Consider the following 24,537-nt stretch of genomic DNA (forward strand, 5'->3'; position numbering starts at 1 on the left):
TGACTCGATGTCTTTCTTGTTCTCGAAGCCAAGCCGTTCTTCCACTTTCGTTTCGATCGGCAACCCGTGCATGTCGTACCCGGGGCGGTCGGTCACGTCGTAGCCACACATCCGCAGATACCGGACGTACGCGTCTTTCAGCGACTTGTTCCACGTCGTCCCCATGTGCGCTGCGCCCGACGTGTACGGAGGCCCATCCACGAAGAAAAACGACTCTTCGCCCGCTCGATGCTGTTTCGTCTGATCGTAGGCATCGACTGCCTGCCAGTACTCGTGGACACGATCCTCAACTGCGTGAGGATCGTATTGGTCCGCCGTCTCGGCGAACAGCTCCGATGACAGATTCAACTGTGAATCTGGATCAGTGTCCAAATCGTCGTCGATATCGCTCATAGTCGCTCTACTGACCGCCGGGTGTAAAGGCGAATCGGTCAGGCAGTCGAAGCTGTCGGTAACACTGTCGGACGAATACACCGTACTGATCTTCACACCGCCTGAAAACCGGGAACAACAGCAGAACTTGGTAATCTCCCTTTTCAGCTTAATCGCAAGGCCGAGCCTCCTTCCTCAATGAGTGCCGAGTTAACCGATATCCGCGAGCGGCTTCCACAGGCGACGTGGCACCACGTGTGGGCGTTCCGGCGACTGTTCGAGTACGTCGAATACAAGGCTCTGGAATGCGGCGTCCAAGCGAAGCAGGTTGCACCGAATCACACGTCCCAACGCTGTTCGCGGCTGGACTGTGGATTCACCCACGAACGCAACCGCGACGGCGAACACTTCCACTGCCAGAAGTGCGGCTACGAGGTCAATGCAGACTACAACGCGGTCGCCAGATCACATCTGGCGGGCAGCCAGAACGCTCGCGTTCTGGCCACAGCGAAAAATATCGGGCTCCGGTACGCCCGGAAGCGGACACACAGACTCCGTTCCTCGCCCAAGCCGGGGAGCGGAGACGTGCTCACAAATCGAAGATTTGTGGCATGCTACTGAACTCGTTCAGTGAGCACACCAGTAGACGTGCGTGTGAATGGTGGGACGGTGAACGGCGAGAGTCACCGGCAGATTGCGGGGACTGATTGCCGGAAGTCCACATCAAAGCCCCACCCTCAGGGAGCGAGCGGGGGATCCCGCGAGCGAGCAGGGTGAGGTAGTTTACTCGCTTTGTTCTTCGAGCTGTCTCTCGATTCGATGGAGAGACGAAGCAATCTCCCGCAGCCTGTATCGTATTTTGTACAAGAGGTAGATGATTTGAAACACGAAGTACAAAGCGATGGCTGCCAAGCCAAGGGTTGCTTGTAACGGTACGAAATAACTCAAATGAATATTCGCCGTAATGGTGGGGCCAATCATACAACCCTAATTAACGCTATAAAATGTTATTCTTTCCATCTGAATTCATGTTCGAACTGGTGATTCAGCCTCATCGAAGTGCGGCCACGTCATGTGAGAGATCTGTCTCGTCGTAATTCGACAGTACGCCACGCTCGTTCGCCTCGTGCAGTATCTCGGAGAGGGTCACACCAGCGAGTTCGGCCGCTCCGCGCATTCCAATCTCGCCCTTCTGATAGCGCTGGAGGGCGATCCGAATGAGTTCTCCGCGGGCACCACGACGAATGGCTCGTCGAATGCTCTCACTTCGACTACCGTCTTGGACTGTCGTGAGCCGATCGATTAGATCGAGCTCGTCCTCTGTCATTCGGGTCGTAACGTTCTTCATAGCGAACACAATGTCTCATCATCGTATTTCAACACTCGCTCATCCAGTTACCCGAGACAGCACGCAGCCGACAAACTCACAGCACGGTGTCGAGTAGTCAGTTCATGGCCGAGTTCCCCAATCCCGATTCGAAAAACGCGATCGCAGAGTCGTGTACGCGCTGTTCGGCGCTCGTCGAATCGCGCGAGTGCATCTCGTGGGGTGTTGGACCGAACAATGCGGACCTCGTGGTGGTCGGGGAAGCTCCCGGTGCGGGAACCCCCGACGCCGAGCAGTGGCAGGGCGGTAACTGGACTGGGATGGCCTACACGACTCGCCATTCTGGACGGAAGATCCGGGATATGATGGCCGAAATCGGCTATTCTGGGGTGTATTACACGAACGCGGTCAAGTGTTTCCCGAGCGACGGCGCGGGATCGAACCGCGAGCCGACAAGCGAAGAGCGCACGAACTGCCGCTCTCATCTCGTTCGGGAGATCAAACAGATCCGTCCGCAGTGTGTCATTACGACCGGAAAGCACGCAACGCAGGCGTTGCTCGCCGTCGAGGAGAAAACGATCGACGGATTCCTCGACACGATCCTTGAACCGATTACGTGCCCAAAGCTCGCTGTTCCTGTCCTCCCGATTCTCCACCCATCGTACCAAGCGGTGTGGCTCTTCCGATTGGGATTCACTCGTGAATCGTATCTCGACGCGATACGGGATGCAATCGAAGCAGCCGAATCGTCGTGAAAAGCGTAAAAACCGAACGACCATCCAAGGTCACAGTTATACGAGGAGATCTCCGCCATCGACACGAATCACGGTTCCCGTCGTATGCGGATTCGTTATAGCAAATAGGATCGCATCGGCGATGTCATCTGGATTTCCAATCCGCTTTGCTGGCAGGGAATCGGCCAGTGACTGTTGTGTGTCTTCAGTCACTCCGAGCGCATCGATCCGACCGGGACTGACCGCGTTCACCCGGACCGGTCCGATCTCGACCGCGAGATATTTTGTCAGTGTTTCGATAGCCGCGTTCGCCATCCCTTTGGCGAAGAATTGGACCGAGGGTTTCGTCGCGGTGTTTCCCGAAACAAATGTGATCGAGCTCCCCTCACCGAGATGTTTTGCGCTGTACTTTGCGGCGTAGTACGACTCCCAGAACGCCACCGCAAACACGTCACGAAGTGCTTCGGTGTCGGTCTCCACCGGTCCACCTGTCGGGACGTGCTTTGTGGTACAAACCAGGTGATCGAACGCACCGATCTCGTCGAAGAACGCCTCAACCGCCGCCTCGTCCGTGCTGTCGAGGTCGTACGTCTCGATCTGCTCTCGATCGGTGGCAACTGATTCGGTCTCATCATCTGAAACACCCCAATTGGTGCTGGCAGTGTTGTCGGTGTCGCTGCTCTCTCTCTCGTCTCTGGTCGCGTGTTTTTCGTCCTCTGTTCGTTCGTCTCTCGGTTCGATCGACGGCTGTCTGCCCGGTCGTTTCGTGAGGACTGCCTGCCCTCCGTGATCGGCTACCGCCTGTGCAGTAGTAATACCGACCGCAGAATCGCCGATAACAATGATCCGCTCATCTGTCAGCGTGATCTCGGCTGCGGCGTCCATGTCGTCATCTATCGAGCGGGAGGCTACTGGGTATTCTGGTAGCTATCGGATACTAATTGTGTTTTAATTGAACAAATGTGTAATAAAAATTCGGATAAATAAATTATAATGGGTAATTCAGATAGTGTGTGATGGCTCGCTATTCACAGAGAGAAGGATCACTCTCCTTCGGACTGACCGAGAAACCGCGTTGCAGACCGCCAAAAGAGGTCTTCGTACACCTCGTTCGGGAGATCACGTTCGAGGAGGAGCTCTCTTTCTGCTCGGTAGCTGTGCGGAATGTTCGGATAATCAGAGCCGTACATGATCGACCCAGAGAGATCTTCGAACACGGCATTGGAGATCGTCGCCGGGTCGAAATCGATGTACTCACCGATGGCACTCGACATGACAAAACTGGTGTCGAGGAACGCGTTGTCGTGTTCGCGGACGAGATCGATGTACGCCTCGTGCTCGAACGTCCCCATGTGGGCACAGGAGGCACGAATCTCGGGGTATGACGCGAGGAACTGCGCGAACTGATCCACACCGACGTGTGGGTTACCTTCGTATATCGGGGCGGTTCCCGCGTGGAATACGATCGGGCGGTCGTACTCCGCAGCCAGTTCGAACGCGGGATCGAGCCGTGGATCGGTCGGTCCACATTTTTGTACAGGACACTGGAATTTCAGCCCCCGTGCACCAGCTTCGAAAGCGCGTTCGACGACGCTTGCCACGCTATCGTCAGCGTGGACTGTAGCGAACGGGACGGCCATCTCGGAGTTCGTGGATCGATCGAGGACCCACTCGTTGAGATCGTCTGCCATGCCGGGTTTGTGGGCGTATGGAAGCGCGAAGTAGCGCTCGATACCCGCCGTTTCGAGCGTCTCTTCGATCTCATCCTGTACAGTTGGATGCGGGAACCGCCAGCCTGCCTGTTCGGTGAGCGCGCGACGGATCGCCCGCAACAATCTTTCCGGAAGCAAATGGACGTGTGCGTCAGTTACTGAGACGAACGTCGTCATCGTCGATTAGTCGTCCGCGCTACAGACCAACACCGGCCGCTGCGTGCTGAGGATGATGCCCTGTGTGACGCTCCCGAAGATGACCTTTCCCGTTGGCGTACGCTTTTTCCCCGACACGCAGATCCGGTTCGCATCGACCTGCTCTGCTTTTTCGAGGATGGCTGTCGTCGGATCACCAACCGTTTCGTCGAGATCGACAGCGATCCCAGCGTCCGTGAGGATGTCACGCGCCAGCGTCGCAGCTGTGATCTCTTGGACGGACGTTTCGTCGTTTTCAGTGAACACGTGGAGGATCGTTGTGTGGATGTTCGCTGCGCTTTCGGGCTGGTCGGCGATAGTTTCGGCCTGTGCCCGCGCCCGCGCTTCATCTCCATCCACTGTCAGGAGGTACTCGTACATCGTCCGTATATGCGGTGGGCGTGCGGATAGTACTGCCGCCCAAATTGCACAGTTGTCTGTCACGGCAGCTGATCGGGAAAGCTTCTTGCAGTGGGCGGTAGATGAGCCGGTATGAGCGAGGACTGCATTTTCTGTCGTATCGTCGCCGGTGAGATCCCCAGTCGAACAGTTTACGAAGACGACACAGTGTTCGCGTTTCTCGATGCGAACCCACTCGCACCTGGACACACACTCGTCATCCCGAAGGCCCACCACGAACGGCTGAATGATCTTCCCGCAGATCTCGCACACGACGTTCTCGACCGACTCTACCAACTCGTCCCGCAGGTCGAACGCGCGGTCGATGCGGACGGGACGACCGTCGCGTTCAACAATGGTCCCGCCGCAGGGCAGGAAGTCCAACACGTTCACGGCCACATCGTTCCCCGATTCGAAAACGACGGCGGCGGACCGATCCACGCTATCGCTGGCCAACAACCCGATTTGGACGACAACGAACTCGACGAGATCGCAGAACGGATCGCCCAGTCGGAGTAACAGTTCGTCAGTCAGAGGCCAGAATGACGGATGATTCTGCAGACGAGTTTCTCGCCTTGCTCGACGAGCTTCGGATCATGGCAAAGGTCGGTCTCCGGTACGCGGATGATCCGTACGATACGGAGCGATACGAACGGATATTAGAACTAGTCAGTGAGTGGTACGGTCGATCGGTCGATATGCCCACTAGGGAGGTTCGGGATCGATTTGCCGATGAACTCGGATACGTCACGCCGAAAGTAAGCGGTGATGCCGCCATCTTTGACGACGATGGTCGAATTCTCTTGCAGTTGCGCGCGGACGATGAAACGTGGTGTCTTCCGGGTGGATACACCGAACCGAACGAATCGCCGCGCGAAACCGCAGTTCGAGAAACACGCGAAGAGACTGGACTCACTGTCGAGCCGGTCGATCTGATCGGAATTTACACGCGAGCCCCCGGCGAGTACGGCCCGCACGGGCTGGTGGTACACGTCTACCTGTGTGCTGTCAACGGTGGCGACCTCGAAGTGTCTCACGAGGGACGAGACGTTCGTTATTGGCCTATCGACGAGGTGCCCGTCTGGCACAACCACCATCACGCCCAATGCGCCGGGGATGCGCGAGAACTGTGGGACGAGATGGCGAACCGATGAACGTCGTCACAATCGTCGAACCGGTCGGATATACGTCTCCGGCCTCGTAGACAGCGACACGTGAACATGGTTGGGAAAGTTTCTGCAACAGATTTAGAACGGCTGGTCTTTACGAGACTCGGCAGCGCGGATCCGGCGGTGATTCAGGGCCCCGAATACGGTGAAGACACGGCGGCGATTCAGGTGGGCGAGGAGACGCTGGTCGTCAACTCCGACCCGATTTCGCTCGCGGTCGACCGCGTCGGCACGCTGGGTGTGATGGTCGCGTGCAACGACGTTGCGGCGTCTGGCGGCACCCCTCGCTGGCTGACGAACGTCTGCATTCTTCCGGAGGACGGCGAACGGACACTCGATCGGATCACACACCAGATCGACGAGGCCGCGACTGAACTGGGCGTGCAGGTCGTCGGTGGTCACGCAGAGTACTCTGCAGAGCTGTCCCGTCCGCTGCTGTCGATGACGTGTATTGGAACGACAGACCGGTACGTTCCCACCTCGGGAGCTGCTCCCGGTGATCTCATTCTCCTCACTGGTGAGGCCGGAATCGAGGGAACCGCTATTCTGGCCTCAGATTTCCACGAAGAACTCGACGGACAGGTCGAAGAACGCGTTCTCTCGAACGCGACGGACCTCTTCGAGAAAATAAGCATCCTCGATGCGGCGTCGGTTCTCACGTCACACGCGACAGCGATGCACGACCCGACCGAAGGCGGCGTCCTCGCTGGTCTCGTCGAGCTGGCCGTCTCATCGTCCGTCGAATTCGCCGTCGAACGGGGCGCTATTCCTGTTCGGCCAGAAACCAAAACGCTCTGTGCCGCCATGGAAGTCGATCCCCTCAGGATCTTTGGCTCGGGCGCACTCCTCGCTACGATCCCTGAAGCCGAGCGGGAGGCGGCGCTCGCGGCGCTCGCTGACAACGGAATTCCTGCGACCGTTATCGGCCGAGTGAACGCTGCTCCTGACGACGATGGACGCGTCCTTCTCGATGAGGAGACACTCGCTTCTCCCGTCGAAGACGACCTCTACGACCTCTGGGAGTGAGATTCGACGAGACGAGCGGCGCGACGCATATCCGCCGTCGAATTATATATGGTTCAGAAGAGAAATAAATAAATTCAGATATATTTTAGTATGTTGCGAATTGAGTGCGCGCATGCAGAAAAAAGGCGTCATTGTTGGTATTCTCATTGGGATCGTGATTGTGACCGGACCGATGGGAGCGCTGGCGACGATAGATAAACTGAACGGACCAGGGACTCCCGAGGTGACCGTAGAGCGCATCAACAGCACACACGCGGCCGTTTCGTGGACGACAAAGGAGCCGGCGCACGGACATCTGGATACGTATGTTCAGTTTCGGTGCAATGATTCGTGGTATGGAGTCGACCACATCAACGATTCGTCGTTATCGCGTACCCATCTCGTCGTCGCGCCAATTTACGAGCTGAATAGCTCGCAGGTGAACCAGACGATAGCGAATGCTTCCGAGAACGATTCGATCAAACAGTACGAGGGAGAATCGCCCAGCCGGTACGAAGTAGTCGCGTCTGCGTACTTAGATGGATCTGGGGCATACAAGACGATCGTCGAACGGAACCTCAGTCAGGCCTGCCAGTAGCACCTTTGAAAGGACGTTTTTCGTGGGATATTGTCTCGAACAGCTAAAATCGAACGACCCCGAACACGTGGAGAGTAAAATGGAGATAGTGTTTTCACCCCATCACACCTACGGCTGTGCATGACGGTCACTCACGATGACGTTACGTTTGATTGGTTAGGATACGCCACGCTCCGAATCGAGACACCTGATGGATTCGTTGCGTATCTCGACCCCGGACGGTACGGCGTTCTCACCGGGGAGTGGATACCCGACACTGACGATATCGCACATCCTCCCGGGACCGATTACGATCTCAAAGACGGCGACCTCGTCTGCGTGACGCACAACCACCACTACGACGCCGACGGAATCCAGCGTGTTGCACACGAAGACGCGACTGTCGTCATCTACGACGGAGTCGATGCGGGCAGTATCGACCGCGATGTGCTCGCAGTTGATGAACTCCCCCACGATGTGACCCGAATCGAAACCGACGAACAGCTGGATCTAGACAGTGGAAGCGTTCGGGCGGTTCCAGCCTACAACGACCCCGAGGGACCCCACACCAACGCTGATGGATCGCCGTTCCACCCCGAAGGGTTCGGGTGTGGCTATCTTCTCACACTCGACGGACGATCCATCTTCTGGCCGGGAGACAGCGATGTTCTTGATGAATACGAGAATCTTGGCGTTTCGACGTCCACATCCGAATCGACGTCGCTCTCTGTGTTTGTGCCACCGATCGGAGGGAGTTTCACGATGGACCGGCGCGAGGCTGCCGATCTCGCAGCTCGGTTCGACCCGGACCTCGTGCTCCCGATTCACTACAATACGTTCGATGCGCTCGAAACAGATTCGAGTGCGTTCGCCGCAGATGTTGCACGTCGGGGCATCCCCGTCGTGCTGGATGAAGCGTAGCGCTACAACACGCCCATATCAGACAGTCGTTCAGGTAGGTATGTGTCCGTGACGAAATCGAGACCGCGCGATGCGAGCGCCTGCTGCTCTGCCTTTTTCTCGATGTCGAGTTGGCGTTCGATCTGTTCGATCCAGTAATCCGACTGAAAACGTGGATCGTCGAGTTCGCTCTGGAGTGCGTTCACATCGGACTTCGAAAGCGGATCCGTCGGGAGATCGTACTCGACAATATCGGTCGGTTGGATACCGATGAACTGTGCCTGCGGTGTCGCCAGATACTCAGAGAGATGCGCACTCTTAATACTCCCGTAGGCGACCGAGGCGAAGATCCGGTACGACCACGGGTCGCCGTCAGTAAAGACCACTACGGGTAAATCGAGTTCGTCGCGGAGGCGGCGAGTGATTCGTCGCGTCGCACGAGCAGGCTGGCCCTTGAGATGGACGACGATGGTGTTGAACGCTTCGTCGAATCCATTCTCGACGAGCCGATCGCGCATTCCGCCGGTCTCGACACAAAGGACGAAATCGGCGCTGTGATCGAGGAATTCGATCGTATCTGGATTGTTCGGAATCTGATAGCCCCCTGCGCCAACGTCTTCCTGACAGTGAATATCGCGTTCGCCGCGGCGCGTCTGTTCTCGGAGGTGGAGTGGTCCCATCAGCGTCGCACCGGACTCTTCTGGCCGCATATGGAAGTCCTCACGCGTAACGTCCGAGACAATTTCGAGGTCCTCGATGAGCTGGTTCGACTCGTCTTGATCCGAGAATTGGGCCGCATCGAGATCCCACGACTCGCTCAAGTAGTACAACTCACGCAGGGTCGACGAACGATCCTGGTCCAGTTGCTGTGCGAGAAAGTCGATGACGTAGATTGCTTTGAGGAGCTTCTTCGCGCCGGAAACGTTGTTGGCAGAGCGCGTCGAGTGTCGATCACCGTAGACCCACACACCGTGCTCTTCGTCGTATTCGATGTTCGATTTCGTTCGAGTGGGAATCTGCATCGAAGGAACGTCCCCGGAAGCGAACTGGTCGTAGAACTCGGCCGCGAGATCGAGAAGTCGGTCGCGGGCATCAGCGTCGGAATCTGTATTCGTACTCATGATGATTAGGCGTTAAGCGAGAGTTTCTCGGCTTCGATTCCTTCGACAGAAATGTCGAATGAGGCGTCCCCGTTCACGTCGTACAGTAAGGCAGCTTCTTCGCCGCTTCCAACGCTTGGGGCCCACTTGACGAACCACTCTCCATCCATCTCGACGACGGTCGCACCTTCGACGTCACCGGGATCGACGCTCACGATATCGGTTAGGTTGAGGTCTGCAACACGATCACTGTGGTTCGTTACGGCGAGTCGAACACCTCCGTTCTCGACGGTTCGCTCGATGAGGACGTTGTTCATGATCCGTGCAAGTGAGTCTTCGACAGCGAGTGGATCACGGTCGGTCATCTCTGTGAGCTTATCGGCCATCGCCGGGAGGATGTCGGCGATAACGTTCCGTTTGCGCTGGCGTCGTTCGAGTGAGCGGCGCTTTTTGAGATAGCGCTTGAGATCGCGCGCTGCCTCTCGGAGCGCGAGTTCGATCTCGTTTTCGATGGCGGGGACGTTTGCGATGGCGTCTTTCGACTCACTCGTAAACGGAACGTTCGTCGAGGCGACGTGCATCATCACGACGGCAGGCCCGTTCGGCATCCCGGTTCCGCCGGGTTGATCGAGCCCGTAGTTCCGCCAGTTGATCTCTTGGATCACATCGGATGTGGCACAGGCTCCGCGCTGATAGACCAGTGGGACTCGATTAGCAAAGCGGAGCATATCAATTCGGCCGTCGGCGGACAGCTCGCCCCCGTAGGCGATACCTGCCTCGACAATGAATGGGTCACCACCATGGACCTCTGCATCCCGCGTCGCCGCAGCGTAGAAATCGGCGTCGAACTCCTTTCGCAGTCCTTCTTCAACCAGCTCGTTCGTGATCGGAGCGAGACAGTCTGTTGGTGGCGCGAGAATGTCTGTTTCACGCATTGCCTCCAGTAGTTCGCTTGCGATATCTCGATCCGTACTGACTTTGCGCACTGCCGGAGGGTCGTCCGGAACGGTCCGACAGGTCGACCAGATGGCCTCTGTTACGTTGTTCTGTGCCGTCTCTCCGAACGTTTCACCATCACGCTCTTTCGTCTGTTCGGCTGCACGGTTGACGTACTCCGACAGCATCTCTCGCGTGATTCGGTGCCGTTCTACAGTGTCGAGCTTTGTAGTGATACGGCGAGCCATTCCCTCGATCGCCGCCATTCCTTTGCGGCTCGTCGTGGCGTCGTCAATGAGCTGAGCGAGATCAGCCGCACAGTTTTCTGTAATCGTATCCCATACAGCTACGACAGTGTTTTTCTGAACCGTCTTGCCGAACGTCACCCCCGAGTCGGCTTTCATCTGTTCTCCAGTCTCTGCTACGATCTCGATGAGTTCGTGATGGGCGATACGATCACGCTCTGTGACGGCCTCAGCAACCCGTGTTGCAAATGTGGCGGTCGCATCTGCGCTCTTGTTCGCCACCGCATCTGTGACGACTGTCTCGATATCCAGCTCCTCGACGACGAGTGCGCCGTTTGTCTTTTCGGATACACCTTCGCGTCCAGTTTCTTGTTCGCCTTCACGAGCGTGGCGCTGTGCGTGTAGCGGTTGCCACGATAGCTCTCTCCCGAAGTGACGATCTCGGAAGGCATCGGTGACGGAGGCTGCTGTCTTCTGGCCGACCCGCGTGAACTCGGCTTGTAGAAATCCTGAAATTGAGTATGAATCCGTCTCTCCGAGCATTTTGATGAGGGATCCAAGCTCAACGCCGTGTGGGTGGGGCCGGATCTCTTCCGTTTCAGCCGGAAGCTGATCGGTCACTCGCTCGAACTTCAGCTGTTCTCGTGGCTCCTTGAACTCGATGCGAGCGTGGGGGTTGACAACCGCCGTGTGCTTGATGTAATCGTGTAGCTGCTGGCGGGCGCGCATATTCGCTTCCATCTCCAGTTCGATCCGCGTCCCGTGCGGACGCTCCCACGTGGTCGTCGTCTCGACCGAAATCTCCGGTTCGTTCGTGTCTGTATCGATAATGAGTTCGAAGTACTCAGCCGCAGCATCTCGTTCGGTCCGAGACGTGATCATCGCGGGCTTTCCGCTCGTGAGTTGTGAGTAGAGAACAGCAGCCGAAATCCCAATACCCTGCTGTCCGCGCTTCTGTTCACGAACGTGAAACCGAGAGCCGTACAGCAATTTACCGAACACCTTTGGAATTTGCTCTTTCGTGATGCCCGGGCCATTGTCTTCAACGACGAGGCGGTAGTAATCGCCCTCTTCTGTGATTTCGATATAAAGATCTGGAAGAATACCCGCCTCCTCGGTCGCATCGAGCGCGTTGTCTACTGCTTCTTTGACAGCTGTGACCAGTCCCCTGGCACCGCTGTCAAAGCCAAGCATATGCTTGTTTTTCTCGAAAAATTCGGCAATGGAGATAGATCGTTGGCTCTCTGCCAACTCCTCGGCGACGCTCTCACGCCCGCCGAGCTCCGATTGGTACGATGTCATGGTATTCGGCCGTACTGCACCCTCGGTTAAAACTGCCGCGGCACCAGAGTGAAAGTGAAGGTGTGTCACAGTTGTATATCGCAACCGTCCGGTTATGGTCTGCATACAATCATATACTCAAACACATTTTCTCGCGCGCGTGCGAGGGTTTTATGCGTGAAACGCTGTTAGCAGTGGTAAGCAGTTTATGTCGCAGAATTCAGAATACGGGGCAGCCAATATTCAGGTTCTCGAAGGGCTCGAGGCCGTCAGGAAACGCCCCGCGATGTATATCGGGTCGACCGATTCTCGTGGACTCCATCATCTTGTCTACGAAGTCGTCGACAACGCGATCGACGAAGCGCTCGCTGGGTACTGTGACACGATCGAAGTCACAATACACGACGATGGCTCTGTCACCGTTACAGACGACGGTCGGGGCATCCCAGTCGACGAACATCCGGAGTACGAACGTCCGGCACTCGAAGTGATCATGACCGTCCTGCACGCTGGCGGTAAATTCGATAATAAATCCTATCAGGTGTCGGGTGGGCTTCACGGCGTCGGCGTGAGCGTTGTCAATGCACTCTCGAAATGGCTCGAAGTCGAGGTCAAATACGACGGCGGTGTCTGGGAGCATCGCTTCGACCACGGCGAACCCGAGGTAGAGTCCTTTGAGCGGATCCGTGATCTCGAACCGGGCGAAGAAACCGGCTCGGAGATTAGGTTTTGGCCCGATGACGAAATTTTCGAGACCGTTGAGTTCGTCTATTCGACGCTCGAAAACCGACTTCGTGAACTCGCATTTCTCAACCCCGGCGTCGAAATCACCATCCATAGCGAACCGGATGACCGAGAAGAGACGTTCACCTACGAAGGGGGCATTCGTGAGTTCGTCACATACCTCAACGAGACACGAACAGTGCTCCACGAGGATATCATCTACTTTGAAACCGAAGAACAAGATATCCAAGTCGAGGTTGCGATACAGGCGACCGACGGCGTCCAAGGGTCGATCCACGCGTTCGCGAACAACATCAACACCCGAGAGGGAGGTACCCATCTCACTGGCTTCAAAACGGCGCTTACGCGCGTCGTCAACGACTACGCCAATTCGAATGGGCACGTGGACAGCATCGACGGCAACCTCAAAGGTGAAGATATCCGCGAAGGGTTGACTGCGGTCATCTCGGTCAAACACCCCGATCCACAGTTCGAAGGACAGACGAAGACGAAACTCGGCAACAGCGAGGTCAGAGGAATCGTCGAAAGTGCCGTCCACGAGGAGTTCGGGACGTATCTCGAAGAACACCCGAAAACGGCGTCGTCGATCGTCTCCAAAGCGCTTGAAGCGGCAAAGGCGCGCCTCGCCGCGAAAAAGGCAGAGGAGCTCACACGACGGAAAAGCGCGCTCGAAACGACATCTCTCCCGGGCAAACTAGCGGATTGCCAGACGCGTGACCCATCGAAGGCAGAGCTGTTCGTCGTCGAGGGTGATTCCGCAGGTGGAAGCGCAAAACAGGCCCGCAATCCGGAGTTTCAGGCTATCCTCCCCCTGTTCGGGAAGATCCTCAATGCTGAGAAACACCGACTCGATCGTGTTCTCGAAAACGAGAAGATCCGTAGCCTCATTACCGCCATCGGTACCGGGATCGGAGAAGAGTTCGATATTGATGAAGCGCGGTATCAGAAAATCATCATCATGAGTGACGCTGATGTCGATGGAGCGCACATCCGTACGCTCTATCTCACGTTCCTCTATCGTCACATGACGCCGTTGCTCGAAGCAGGATACGTGTACGCTGCCCAACCGCCACTGTACCGAATCCGGTATAACGGTGAGACACACGATGCGATGACTGAGAAAGAGCGCGAGCGGATCATCGAAGACGTTTGTGGTGGTAATCCGGATCAGGTTCAGCGTTTCAAGGGACTCGGCGAGATGAATCCCAAGCAGCTGTGGAAAACGACGATGAATCCCGAGAATCGAATTCTCAAACAGATCACTATCGAGGACGCTGCCGCAGCAGACCGGATGTTCTCCGTGTTGATGGGTGATTCAGTCGGACCGAGAAAGCAGTTCATCAAGGAACATTCGAACGACGCCGAATGGGTCGACATCTGATTCGGTACCGTTCGATCGAGTACACTATACTAACTACATGACGACATTATTCAATCCACATCGATGCGTTTCGACGCCGGACTGGCAGACGACTAGCGGTGATTCTCTCGGTATGGGGGGCCGTGATCGATGAGTTCTGACCTTCCTGACAATCCACCGGTTGCCGATGCAGACCGCGTCAAATCGGTTCGCGTCGAGGAGGAGATGGAACAGAGCTACATCGACTACGCGATGAGCGTCATCGTCGGTCGCGCGCTCCCCGACGTCCGCGACGGTCTCAAACCCGTTCAAAAGCGGATTCTGTACGCAATGCACGAGGCGGGCGTGAGTTCGAACGCGGCCCACCGAAAGTCATCGAACATCGTCGGTGACACGATGGGGAAATATCACCCCCACGGCGATGATTCGATCTATGATGCGCTCGCCCGGATGGCACAGGAGTTCTCGCTGCGGTACCCGCTCGTCGATGGGCAGGGTAACTTCGGCTCGGTCGATGGTGATCCACCGGCAGCAATGCGGTATACAGAAGCCCGGATGAGTTCGCTTGCTGAGGAGTTGCTGACGGACATCGAGCAAGACACCGTCGACTTCGGGTCGAACTACGACGACCGACTCACGGAGCCGGCGGTGCTCCCCGCTGCACTCCCGAATCTTCTGTTAAACGGCTCCTCAGGGATCGCCGTCGGGATGAGCACGAACATCCCGCCCCACAATCTCGGAGAAGTCGTCGACAGCGTCATCCATCTCATCGACAACCCGGACTGTGCGATCGCCGATCTCATGGACTACGTGAAGGGTCCCGACTTCCCGACGGGTGCGAACATCGTCGGTCGAGCCGGGATCTACGACGCGTACACGACAGGTCGCGGGAAGCTCCGGGTCCGCGCCGAAATGGAAATCGAAGAAGACGAAGAACGGATCATCGTCACAGAACTCCCTTATCACGAGAACAAGGCGCGACGCATCGAGCGCATCGCAGACGACGTGAACGAGGGAACCATACAAGGTATCAGAGATCTTCGGGACGAATCCGACCGCGAGGGGATCCGCATCGTCATCGAACTCAAACGTGGTGCGAATCCCGATCTCGTTAAGAATCAGTTGCTGAAACACCATCTCGAACGAACCTTCAGCATCATCACCCTCGCACTCGTGGACGGCCAACCACGAATCCTGAACCTGAAGGAACTGCTTGAGGAGTTCCTCGATCACCGCTGTGAGGTCGTCCGTCGCCGGACCCAACACGAGTTGGACAACGCTCAGGAACGGGCGCACGTTCTCGAAGGGCGACTGTTGGCCCTCGATAACGTCGACAACGTGGTCGAACTGATCCGCGATGCCGATGATCGCTCGGCGGCAAAAGAAGATCTTCAGGACGAGTTCGGTTTCACCGAGCGCCAAGCGAATCACATCGTTCGAATGCAACTCGGGAGCCTCACATCGCTGGAAACGGTGGAGATTGAGGACGAGTACGAGACACTCACCGAAGAGATCGAGCGTCTCCAAACGATTCTCGGTGATCGAAGCGAGCTGCTTGGTGTCATCAAATCAGAGCTACACGAGCTCAAAACACGCTACAACGACGACCGCCGGACGAGTATTATCGAAGACGTCGGAACGGTCACTCACGAGGATCTGATTCCCGAAGAAGAGTCTGTCGTCGTGTTGACCGAATCGAACTACGTGAAACGAATGCCACTGTCAACGTTCGATGCTCAACACCGGGGCGGAAAAGGAATCATCGGAACAGGACTGAAAGACGGCGACCGAGTGAGTGCCGTTTTCCAAGCCAACTCTCACGATTACCTCCTCTGCTTTTCCAACAAGGGGCAGGTCTACCAACTGAAGACCTACAACCTCCCGGAAATGAGTCGGACGGCGCGTGGCAAGTCGGCGGTAAACGTCCTCGAACTCGACGCTGATGAGGACGTTACGGCTATCGTCAATACCGACGAGTTCAACGGCGATGAATCTCTGACGATGGTTACCCGAGGTGGGTACGTCAAACGTACCCCATCGGATGCGTTCAACAACATCCTTTCAACGGGAATCCGAGCAGTCAAACTCGAAGAGGGAGACGAACTCGTCGACGTGACCGTCACTAACGGCACGAAAGACGTGATCATCGGTACCGAATACGGTCGGGCAATTCGGTTCGACGAGAAAGAAGCTCGATCGATGGGTCGGAGCGCACGGGGCGTCAACGGTATCAAACTCTGCGAGGGCGACCGAGTTGCGGGTCTGGTCGCCGTCAGCGATGATGATGAAAGCGCGCTATTGACCGTCACGAGAAATGGCTACGGAAAGCGCACGCCAATCGAAGAGTACCGTTCGCAGTCTCGGTACGGCAAGGGACTCGTCGACATCAAGACGACTGAGCGAAATGGGCCTGTGGTCGCGCTTGAAGCCGTCCGAGAACACGATGATCTCATCTTGATGAGCGAAAATGGACAGATCATGCGAACTCACGCGAGTGAAATATCGTCGCAAGGACGAAACACGATGGGTGTTCGCGTGATGTGCCCGGACGATGACGACTGTGTTGCGAGCGTTGACGTTATTCCTCTTGATTGACGCCAGGGACTGACCTCACGACGTGTCACGGTGTGATATCATACAGTTTGGGTTAGTGTCATAACATAGTCTATTTCAGTGTGCCACTGATCTTAATTTCAGTAGTCGACTCAACGTCTCTCAGTATACGATTACTGTTTATTGACTAAGACTCGACTTCCGCTTGAGCGTTCTTCTTCCCACTCGACGTACTCATGATCTCTCATCATTTCATATGACTGTATCTATATAATTGTAGATGATATATTATGATTAAATTATACATAACTGAATTGTCTTGTGGAATCTCGATTCACGCCTCTGCAAATATTTTTAGAATCAATATAGATAGGAAATATTGAGGGGTGTGAAATAAATTAGTATTGGGTGTATCAATGAAACAGAACCGGCGTTACGTTCATTGCATCTGATCACATAGCTTGATACGGATGAGGCGAGATTATTTCACGCTCGATGTCACCACGGGAGACGAAACGAAGCCCCAAATCACCGTTAGCTTTGACGGGCCAGCGAAGTCGTTTGAGGATCGACTGACTGACGAGGCTGGTATGACGCTCGACACCGAACAATTGGATGTCACGTACCGACTTCACGATGATGCACTGACTGTAGGGGGATCAGGAGTTCTCGCTGTTACAAATCGCATCACCGGAGATTTCGTCCTCGAATGTAACGCTGATGCTGGTATGATTGATCAGCTCGTCAGCGCTGCTCGGGAGAACGATGACAACAATGCCGATGGCCGCTATCAGTTCAGCGTCACGGTCAACGATCACGAGATGCTTTCGTGCGATCGGGACATTTTCCTCGTCTACAACACCGAGGGTGACCTTCTCCGCCAACACAGTCTCATCCCCAGTGGCGTCGAACTATGACGTCCATCTTTTAAGTACGCACAGTACATTCCGTGTGACCGTCCCACTCCCACCAAGTTCCGACTATACTCGAACATACTCATCTGAAGCTTGCAAATACGGCAGTGAACGGTGGTAAGAGGGGCGCTCAGCCACAATTTCGTCGTCAGCGACGATAGTGTGCAGTGATAACTCTCTACTGTGATGGTGGGGTGATCTCTTGCAATGAACGTAAGTATCGGCCATTCTGATAGCCCGTATGGGCCTGTTCGGAACCGCGGGAATCCGGGGCGACGCCCGTAGGAGCGTCACACCAGCATTGGCGCTTGCCGTCGGTCGTGCCATCGGATTGGACGCGGAGGAGGTTGTCGTCGGTCGGGATGGACGTGAAACAGGGACGGCGCTCGCTGGTGCTATCGAGGCAGGGGTAACGAGTGGCGGTGCACGGGTGTTGCGCGCCGAACAACTCCCCACGCCAGCACTCGCGTATGCCTCCCGCGACCGCCACGGCGTGATGCTCACCGCGAGCCACAATCCACCGCAGGACAATGGAATCAAACTGTTTGCCAACGGTGAGGAGTTCGACGCCGAGACCGAAGCGCGGATCGAAGGACGAGTCGAGCGCGGTACGGAACCAGCGCCGTGGGATGATTGGGGGACGACCGAACGCGTCGAGCTGCTCTCTGTCTACCGATCAGCGGTCGTCGAGTACGCCCGTGCATTCGCAGCTGGTGCTGATTCTGCGTCCGATCTCGATGGACTCTCCGTCGTTGTCGACTGTGCCAACGGAATGGCATCGCTTGCAACGCCCCAAGTACTGCGCGAACTCGGCGCACACGTCGTCGCGTTGAATGCGAACGTCGATGGCCACTTCCCCGGTCGGCCAAGCAAACCCACCCCATCGACGCTGTCTGACCTCCGCGCATTCGTCGACGACCACGACGACCCTGTCGTGGGAATCGGACACGACGGCGACGCAGATAGAATCGTTATCGTCGACGGCGATGGGGAGGTCGTCCACGAAGACACCGTGCTTGCTATTCTTGCAGAACACTACGTGCGTGCGAGCGATGAGGACGATCCAGTGGTCGTGACAACGCCGAACGCCTCCGGACGCATCGACGAGCGCGTCAAAGAGGCTGGTGGTCGTGTCGAACGAACTCGTCTTGGCTACCTCCACGACGGTATCAAAACAGTACAGAGTGAGGGCGGGACGGTTGTCTTTGCTGGCGAACCGTGGAAGCATATTCACCCTGCGTTTGGCCCATGGATCGATGGGGTCGCAAGCGCTGCGGTCCTCTCTGTGCTCGTTGCCAATGCCGAAGAGGAACCAGTCGATCCACAGGCCGAAAGCGAACGCGATGGACTCGCTGCTCTTCGCCATCCTGTCACCGAACGACCGTACCGAAAAGAGAGCATCGAATGTCCTGACGAATGCAAGCCGATGGTGCTAAAGCGGGTCCAGGAAGTACTCCCACGACGATTCCCCAACGCAGTGGTCGATACCGAGTACGGCGTCCGTCTCGACTTCGATGACGGATCATGGACACTCATCCGTCCGAGTGGAACGGAGCCATACGTCCGCGTGTACGCAGAAAGTGCGACTGTCGATGAACTAGTTTCAGCAGTCACTGATACCGTAGAACAGGCTGTGACTGATGCTGACGGATGTCTGCGGACGGATGGCCAAGGACCGTCAAAGCGATGATTTTATCATTATAAAGTTGCGAAGGGAACATAGTGTTCCATAGTCATGAACAGACGTACCTTTCTGAAGGCAGTCGGGGTCACGGGAATCGCAGGACTCGCGGGGTGTACTGGTGGTCCGACAGAGGACGGTAACGGTGGTGGAACCAACGGCACCACCGAGGGGACCAGCGGTGAGAATGGGTCGACGAACGTCGCAATGGTGTATGCAACCGGTGGCCTCGGTGACGGGTCGTTCAACGATCAGGCACGTGAGGGTCTGGAGAAGGCAAAGCAGGAACTGAACGTTACATCCGAACATTCGCAACCGGAGGAAGTGTCTGACTTCGGACAGATACAGCGACAGTACGCACAATCGACATCTCCAAACTACGATTTGGTCTCCTGTATCGGTGCTCTTCAACAGGACGCGTTATCGGATAACGCATCGCAGTTCCCAGAACAGAAGTTCTTAATCGTCGATCAGATGGTCGATGCAAAGAATGTCGAAAGCTATCAGTTCCGAGAGGAGGAAGGGTCGTTTCAGGTCGGTCATCTTGCGGGGCTACTCACGACAACGAAGCTCTCGGCAGGGAAGGCTTCGACCAACGACGCAACGACGGTCGGATTCATCGGCGGCGAAAAAATTCCTCTCATCAAGAAGTTCGAAGCTGGCTACAAGGCTGGTGTCAAGCACGCGGGCAAGGATATCAACGTCATCACTAACTACGTGGGGTCGTTCAACGACGTCGCGCGCGGAAAGGAGACAGCATTGAGCCAGTACAACGGGGGTGCAGACATCATATACCACGCGTCGGGGAATACCGGAACCGGCGTCTTCAAAGCTGCAAAGGAGGTCAACCGATACGCCATCGGTGTTGACAGCGACCAATCGAAAACGAAGTCGAGCTACGCTGATTACATCCTCGCAAGTATGGTCAAACACGTCGACATCGCTGTCCACGATTCCATCAAACACGTTGTCGACGGGTCGTTCGAGGGAGGCTCGACGACGACACTCGGTCTGAAACAAGGTGGCGTCGAAACAGTGTACGGTAAGACGCTCGGTTCGGAGATTCCGGACGATGTCAAATCGAAGCTCGATGCATCGAAAAAGAAAATCACTTCAGGATCGATTACCGTCCCGACGAAACCGTCGGACGTATAATTTGGTCAATATTTAATAGCTCGATTATTATGAATCTTCGTCAACGGCCGATCGACAGATGACAACAGCCGTTCATCTCGACAGGATCACGAAACGCTTTCCAGGAGTTATCGCGAACGACGACGTTACCCTGAACGTCGAACGGGGGACCGTCCATGCGCTTCTCGGGGAGAATGGTGCAGGGAAGACGACTCTCATGAACGTTCTCTACGGATTGTACGAACCCTCAGCGGGTCGTATTGTCATTGATGAAACAGAGCGTTCATTCGGCTCTCCACGAGACGCCATCGATGCCGGGATCGGGATGATCCACCAGCATTTCATGCTCGTCGATCCCATGACTATCACGGAAAACGTGACTCTTGGTGCCGAACCACGAAAGTGGGGCGGGCTGGCGATCGATCGTGAGCAGGCACGCCAAGATGTTCTCGATCTCTGTGACCGATTCGGTCTCACGGTCGATCCGGACGACCGGATTGAGGAGGTGAGCGTCGGTGTCCAACAACGCGCAGAAATTCTGAAAGCGCTCTATCGTGGTACCGAGATACTCATCCTCGATGAACCGACGGCGGTGTTGACACCGCAGGAGGTCGATGAACTATTCTCTGTGTTTGATGAACTGACAGAACAGGGAAAGACGATCATTTTTATCACACACAAACTCGGCGAAGCGATGCACGCAGCCGATGAGATCACCGTTCTTCGAGACGGGCAGAACGTCGGTACCGTCGGGGCCGATGAGACCAGCCGCGAGGACCTCGCCGAAATGATGGTCGGTCGGGAGGTGTTGCTGGAGGTCACAGCGCCATCGAACGACCCCGGTGATGTCGTTCTTGCCGTTGATGATCTTACGGTTGACGACGAACGCGGCGTCGAAGCCGTCTCTGACGTTTCATTTTCAGTCCGTGGCGGTGAGGTGTTCGGGATCGCGGGCGTCGATGGGAACGGTCAGGCGGAGTTAATCGAAGCAATTACCGGACTTCGTCATCCCCAGTCCGGAACCGTCGCGTTCGACGGCCAAGAGATCACGCACGAATCACGCCGCGACCGGATTGAACGCGGGATGGCCTATATTCCCGAGGACAGACATGAACGAGGGTTGGTCATGGACTTTGATCTCGTTGCTAACGGACTGCTCGGGAGTCAACACAGCGAACCGTTCGCCAGCGGTGGTCGGATCGACTGGGCACAGACCCGTGAGCACGCGGAGACGATAATCGATGCATACGATGTGCGGCCGCCTGTTCCGGAGGCGGGGGCGACGTCGCTCTCTGGTGGCAACCAGCAGAAGTTTATCGTTGGCCGCGAGTTCGCTCGTGATCCATCGCTCGTCGTTGCGACACATCCAACTCGGGGTGTCGATATCGGCTCGACCGAATTCATCCACGATCAACTGCTTGAACTCCGTTCACAAGGCGTCGCGGTGCTTCTCGTCTCCTCGAAATTGGAGGAGGTACAGGGCCTGTCCGATCGACTGGCGGTGATGTACGGGGGCGAGATCATGGATACTGTCGATCCAGCGACTGTCACCGAAGAGGAGATCGGACTGCTGATGGCGGGCGAACAGCCCGATTCGACCCAGAGTTCTACTGCGGTCACTGCGGATGGTGATGGGAAATGAGCGAACGTGACGGTCAAAACGGTGATGGAAACGAGAACGAGAACGAGAACGAGAGTGAGAGTGAGAGCGAACAAAGTAATCTGGACGAAAATACGAACACGAACGGAGTGAGTGACGAAACGGGATCTGGAGAACGAGGACGGATCCAGAGCGTCCTTGAGCGTCTTGCCCGATCCTCTGCTGTAGAGCGGTTGTCGATTAGTCTCGCTGCGCTCGTTCTCTCGATGCTCGTCGGGACGGTTCTCATTCTCGCTTCGGGACGGATGACAACGTGTACAACAGCAGCCGCGACGTACTTTGGCGTCGGTTTCTGTTACGATCCGGTTATGGTGTACGATCGGCTGTTCTTCGGTGCACTCGGCGATCCGATGAACCCGCTCTTTCGTCCGTTTCAGGGAGAGTTCGCCGCTCCCTTCCGTCGTGGCTGGAGTCCGTTCAACCCGGCGATGGCAATCACGCTCCGTGAGACGACGGTTCTCGTGTTCACCGGATTGTCGGTTGCGCTTGCGTTCCGTGCTGGAGTGTTCAACATCGGAACACAAGGGCAGCTCATTGCCGGTGCACTCGCAAGCGCACTTGGTGTGCTTGCTGTCGTTCCGTTTGTCCCGTCGGGGATCGTCGGAACGTTTGTCCTCGTCCCCATCGGGCTGTTCATCGGCGCGTTGTTCGGTGGATTATACGGTGCAATTCCCGGAATTCTCAAAGCCTACGCCGACGCGAACGAGGTGATTACGACGATTATGCTCAATTTCGTTGCAGCACAGATTGCGTTTTATCTCGTTTCTGTTCATTTCAACAAACCGAATAGCTCGGTCATCGAGACGGCGGATCTCCCCGCGTTTGCACTCATCCCGTCGGTGGTGTTCGATCCGCGAACGAGCTTCTCGCTGATTGCATTCGCTATTGCACTCGTGTTCGCGGTTGGGATCTATTATCTACTGGAACAGACTTCGTTCGGATACGATCTCCGAACGAGCGGTCTGCAACCCGATGCCGCTGAGTACGCTGGTGTCGATACCCGGCGCACGATCGTTAGGAGTCTGACGCTCTCAGGGGCGCTCGGTGGCCTCGGCGGCGCGATGTACGTTCTAATGATTCTCGGGAACTTCCAAGACGGGATTCCAGCGTACGGATTCGATGGTATTACGGTGGCCATTCTCGCTGGTAACAACCCAATTGGGGTGTTGTTTGCCGCGCCGCTGTTCGGCATCATCAAGAGCGGTTCGATCGTTATCGATACCTCGACATCGGTGCCACCGCAGCTCATCGGCGTCCTCCGTGGACTGATCATTCTCTTCGTCGCTATGCCAGAGTTCTTCCGACTGTTCGGCAGGCGGATCTTTTCGATCGATGAACCACGTCCCGCCGCAACCGATGGAGGGCAGATCGATGAGTGATCTGTTGTCGTCGCTTCAAATCGGTTCGGGACGACGACGCATCGCTGGCCTCATCGCTGTCGGAGTAGCTGTTATCGTCGTCGCCGGAATCGTCTTTCCCGATTCCATCGCTGGTATTCTCCTCTCGATCGTCACGAGTAAGAGCGCGCTGAGTTCGACATTACGATTGTCAGTACCGATCGCATTCGCCGCGCTCGGTGGTATCTTCGCCGAAAAGAGCGGTATCATCAATATCGGGATCGAAGGGCACCTGATCATTGCTGCGTTCGTGGCGATCTATGGGACGAACCTCACCGGGAGTATCTGGCTTGGTTTTGTTGCTGGCGTTCTTGCGAGTACACTCCTCGCAGGACTGTTTGCAGTCATCTGTATCGAATTTCGCGCCGATCAGATCATCGCTGGACTCGCCGTCTGGCTCGTCGCACTCGGTCTCGCGCCGTTTCTCTCGACGGTCATCTACGGGAGCGTTAACGTCGATGGTTCGGGGAGTTTTGGGCGGTTCACGATTCCAGTACTGTCCGAAATCCCGTTCTTCGGTGCGCTATTCAGCGCTACGTTCCCGGTGTATCTGTTGTTCATCGCGGTTGCGCTCTCGTGGTACGTCCTCAATCGGACGTCGTTCGGTCGGTGGGTGAACGCGAGCGGTGAGAACCCCGAGGCGCTCGCCACCGTTGGCGTGAGCGTCAGACGGGTTCGCTATGTGAGTGTTCTCCTCTCTGGCGTGCTCGCTGGAATGGGGGGTGCGAGTTTCTCTATCGGTCTCTCTCAGTTCGTCGGCAACGGCCAGACGATGATCGGTGGCCGAGGATTCATCGCTATCGTCGCGTATCTGTTCGGCAACTATAATCCGGTCGGTGCGTTCTTCTCGACGACGCTGTTCGCCGGTCTCCAAGCACTCCAAATCCGACTCCAATCCGTCCCGGGCTATGCTGTTCCCGACTCGCTCATCCAGACGATCCCCTATATTACCGTCATCGTTGTGCTCGCGTTCGTCGGCCGAACCCGAATCCCCAGCGCAGCAGGCGAACATTACGACTCTGGAGAGGACTGATTTGGTGTCTCTATGATTCGGTCATCCACGCGGGGGACACAGACAGGGTATTGTTGAATTGCCAACCACACATCCGACGGCTACTTTACTCAATCGGCCATTTCACAGC

The 24,537-nt window shown here is 56.2% G+C and carries 21 protein-coding genes and 1 pseudogene; 15 read left to right on the plus strand and 7 right to left on the minus strand.

The window, feature by feature from the left end; all coding sequences use genetic code 11:
- Window positions 1-393 (minus strand): class I tRNA ligase family protein (locus MW898_RS00005; RefSeq protein WP_248903407.1); only part of this gene is annotated, 393 nt, incomplete at its 3' end.
- Window positions 394-579: 186 nt separating this feature from the next.
- Here MW898_RS00005 and MW898_RS00010 point away from each other — a divergent pair.
- A pseudogene (locus MW898_RS00010) lies at window positions 580-1,074 on the plus strand (zinc ribbon domain-containing protein); the annotation flags it as partial.
- Between the two features lie 349 nt (window positions 1,075-1,423).
- Here the strand turns inward: MW898_RS00010 and MW898_RS00020 are convergent.
- A complete protein-coding gene (locus MW898_RS00020; protein WP_248903411.1) occupies window positions 1,424-1,699 on the minus strand; it encodes a UPF0175 family protein in 276 nt (91 codons plus the stop codon).
- 125 nt (window positions 1,700-1,824) lie between these two features.
- Here MW898_RS00020 and MW898_RS00025 point away from each other — a divergent pair, with 125 nt between their 5' ends.
- Window positions 1,825-2,454: a uracil-DNA glycosylase gene (locus MW898_RS00025; RefSeq protein WP_248903413.1), complete on the plus strand. Its 630-nt coding sequence runs from the start codon at window positions 1,825-1,827 to the stop codon at window positions 2,452-2,454.
- 36 nt (window positions 2,455-2,490) lie between these two features.
- Here MW898_RS00025 and MW898_RS00030 read toward each other — a convergent pair whose 3' ends face one another.
- The 3 genes from MW898_RS00030 to MW898_RS00040 form a co-directional block, all read right to left on the minus strand.
- Window positions 2,491-3,318, minus strand: a complete 828-nt coding sequence (locus MW898_RS00030; protein WP_248903415.1) for an SDR family oxidoreductase — start codon at window positions 3,316-3,318, stop codon at window positions 2,491-2,493.
- A 158-nt stretch (window positions 3,319-3,476) separates the two neighbouring features.
- Window positions 3,477-4,322, minus strand: coding sequence for an amidohydrolase family protein (locus MW898_RS00035; protein WP_248903416.1), 846 nt, complete (start codon window positions 4,320-4,322; stop codon window positions 3,477-3,479).
- Window positions 4,323-4,328: 6 nt separating this feature from the next.
- Window positions 4,329-4,721, minus strand: coding sequence for a universal stress protein (locus MW898_RS00040; RefSeq protein WP_248903418.1), 393 nt, complete (start codon window positions 4,719-4,721; stop codon window positions 4,329-4,331).
- A gap of 111 nt (window positions 4,722-4,832) precedes the next feature.
- On the opposite strand from MW898_RS00040, the gene MW898_RS00045 reads away from it, so the two are divergent.
- The 5 genes from MW898_RS00045 (at window position 4,833) to MW898_RS00065 (ending at window position 8,411) form a co-directional block, all read left to right on the plus strand.
- The gene (locus MW898_RS00045) at window positions 4,833-5,258 is read left to right on the plus strand and encodes an HIT family protein (protein WP_248903420.1); all 426 of its coding nucleotides are present in this window, start codon (window positions 4,833-4,835) and stop codon (window positions 5,256-5,258) included.
- 23 nt (window positions 5,259-5,281) lie between these two features.
- The gene (locus MW898_RS00050) at window positions 5,282-5,893 is read left to right on the plus strand and encodes an NUDIX hydrolase N-terminal domain-containing protein (protein WP_248903422.1); all 612 of its coding nucleotides are present in this window, start codon (window positions 5,282-5,284) and stop codon (window positions 5,891-5,893) included.
- A gap of 66 nt (window positions 5,894-5,959) precedes the next feature.
- Entirely contained in the window at window positions 5,960-6,934 is a 975-nt protein-coding gene (locus MW898_RS00055; protein ID WP_248903424.1) for an AIR synthase family protein, read from the plus strand.
- A gap of 112 nt (window positions 6,935-7,046) precedes the next feature.
- The gene (locus tag MW898_RS00060) at window positions 7,047-7,511 is read left to right on the plus strand and encodes a hypothetical protein (protein WP_248903426.1); all 465 of its coding nucleotides are present in this window, start codon (window positions 7,047-7,049) and stop codon (window positions 7,509-7,511) included.
- Window positions 7,512-7,631: 120 nt separating this feature from the next.
- Window positions 7,632-8,411 carry an MBL fold metallo-hydrolase gene (locus MW898_RS00065; protein ID WP_248903427.1) on the plus strand — a complete coding sequence of 260 codons (780 nt, stop codon included), beginning with the start codon at window positions 7,632-7,634 and terminating at the stop codon, window positions 8,409-8,411.
- A gap of 2 nt (window positions 8,412-8,413) precedes the next feature.
- Here MW898_RS00065 and MW898_RS00070 read toward each other — a convergent pair whose 3' ends face one another.
- Window positions 8,414-9,511 carry a DNA topoisomerase IV subunit A gene (locus tag MW898_RS00070; protein WP_277999743.1) on the minus strand — a complete coding sequence of 366 codons (1,098 nt, stop codon included), beginning with the start codon at window positions 9,509-9,511 and terminating at the stop codon, window positions 8,414-8,416.
- Between the two features lie 5 nt (window positions 9,512-9,516).
- Window positions 9,517-11,973 carry a DNA topoisomerase VI subunit B gene (locus MW898_RS00075; protein WP_248903429.1) on the minus strand — a complete coding sequence of 819 codons (2,457 nt, stop codon included), beginning with the start codon at window positions 11,971-11,973 and terminating at the stop codon, window positions 9,517-9,519.
- 187 nt (window positions 11,974-12,160) lie between these two features.
- Between MW898_RS00075 and gyrB the strand changes: the two genes are divergently transcribed.
- The 8 genes from gyrB to MW898_RS00115 all read left to right on the plus strand — a co-directional run bounded on the left by gyrB (window position 12,161) and on the right by MW898_RS00115 (window position 24,428).
- Window positions 12,161-14,077, plus strand: coding sequence for a DNA topoisomerase (ATP-hydrolyzing) subunit B (gene gyrB / locus MW898_RS00080; RefSeq protein ID WP_248903431.1), 1,917 nt, complete (start codon window positions 12,161-12,163; stop codon window positions 14,075-14,077).
- 129 nt (window positions 14,078-14,206) lie between these two features.
- Window positions 14,207-16,651, plus strand: a complete 2,445-nt coding sequence (gyrA, locus tag MW898_RS00085) for a DNA gyrase subunit A (protein WP_248903433.1) — start codon at window positions 14,207-14,209, stop codon at window positions 16,649-16,651.
- A 428-nt stretch (window positions 16,652-17,079) separates the two neighbouring features.
- Window positions 17,080-17,526 (plus strand): DUF5793 family protein, encoded by a 447-nt coding sequence (locus MW898_RS00090; protein ID WP_248903435.1) that lies wholly within the window; start codon window positions 17,080-17,082, stop codon window positions 17,524-17,526.
- A 238-nt stretch (window positions 17,527-17,764) separates the two neighbouring features.
- The gene (locus MW898_RS00095) at window positions 17,765-19,213 is read left to right on the plus strand and encodes a phosphopentomutase/phosphoglucosamine mutase (RefSeq protein ID WP_248903437.1); all 1,449 of its coding nucleotides are present in this window, start codon (window positions 17,765-17,767) and stop codon (window positions 19,211-19,213) included.
- 45 nt (window positions 19,214-19,258) lie between these two features.
- Complete coding sequence (locus MW898_RS00100) at window positions 19,259-20,359, plus strand: BMP family lipoprotein (protein ID WP_248903438.1); 1,101 nt, start codon at window positions 19,259-19,261, stop codon at window positions 20,357-20,359.
- A gap of 58 nt (window positions 20,360-20,417) precedes the next feature.
- Complete coding sequence (locus MW898_RS00105) at window positions 20,418-21,980, plus strand: ABC transporter ATP-binding protein (RefSeq protein WP_248903440.1); 1,563 nt, start codon at window positions 20,418-20,420, stop codon at window positions 21,978-21,980.
- A complete protein-coding gene (locus MW898_RS00110) occupies window positions 21,977-23,377 on the plus strand; it encodes an ABC transporter permease (RefSeq protein ID WP_248903442.1) in 1,401 nt (466 codons plus the stop codon). The genes MW898_RS00105 and MW898_RS00110 overlap by 4 nt, the downstream gene beginning before the upstream one ends.
- Window positions 23,370-24,428 (plus strand): ABC transporter permease, encoded by a 1,059-nt coding sequence (locus MW898_RS00115; RefSeq protein ID WP_248903444.1) that lies wholly within the window; start codon window positions 23,370-23,372, stop codon window positions 24,426-24,428. The genes MW898_RS00110 and MW898_RS00115 overlap by 8 nt, the downstream gene beginning before the upstream one ends.
- Window positions 24,429-24,537 lie beyond the last annotated feature (109 nt).

Origin of the sequence: Halocatena marina (genome assembly GCF_023276375.1) — an archaeon.
Lineage (GTDB): Archaea > Halobacteriota > Halobacteria > Halobacteriales > Haloarculaceae > Halocatena > Halocatena marina.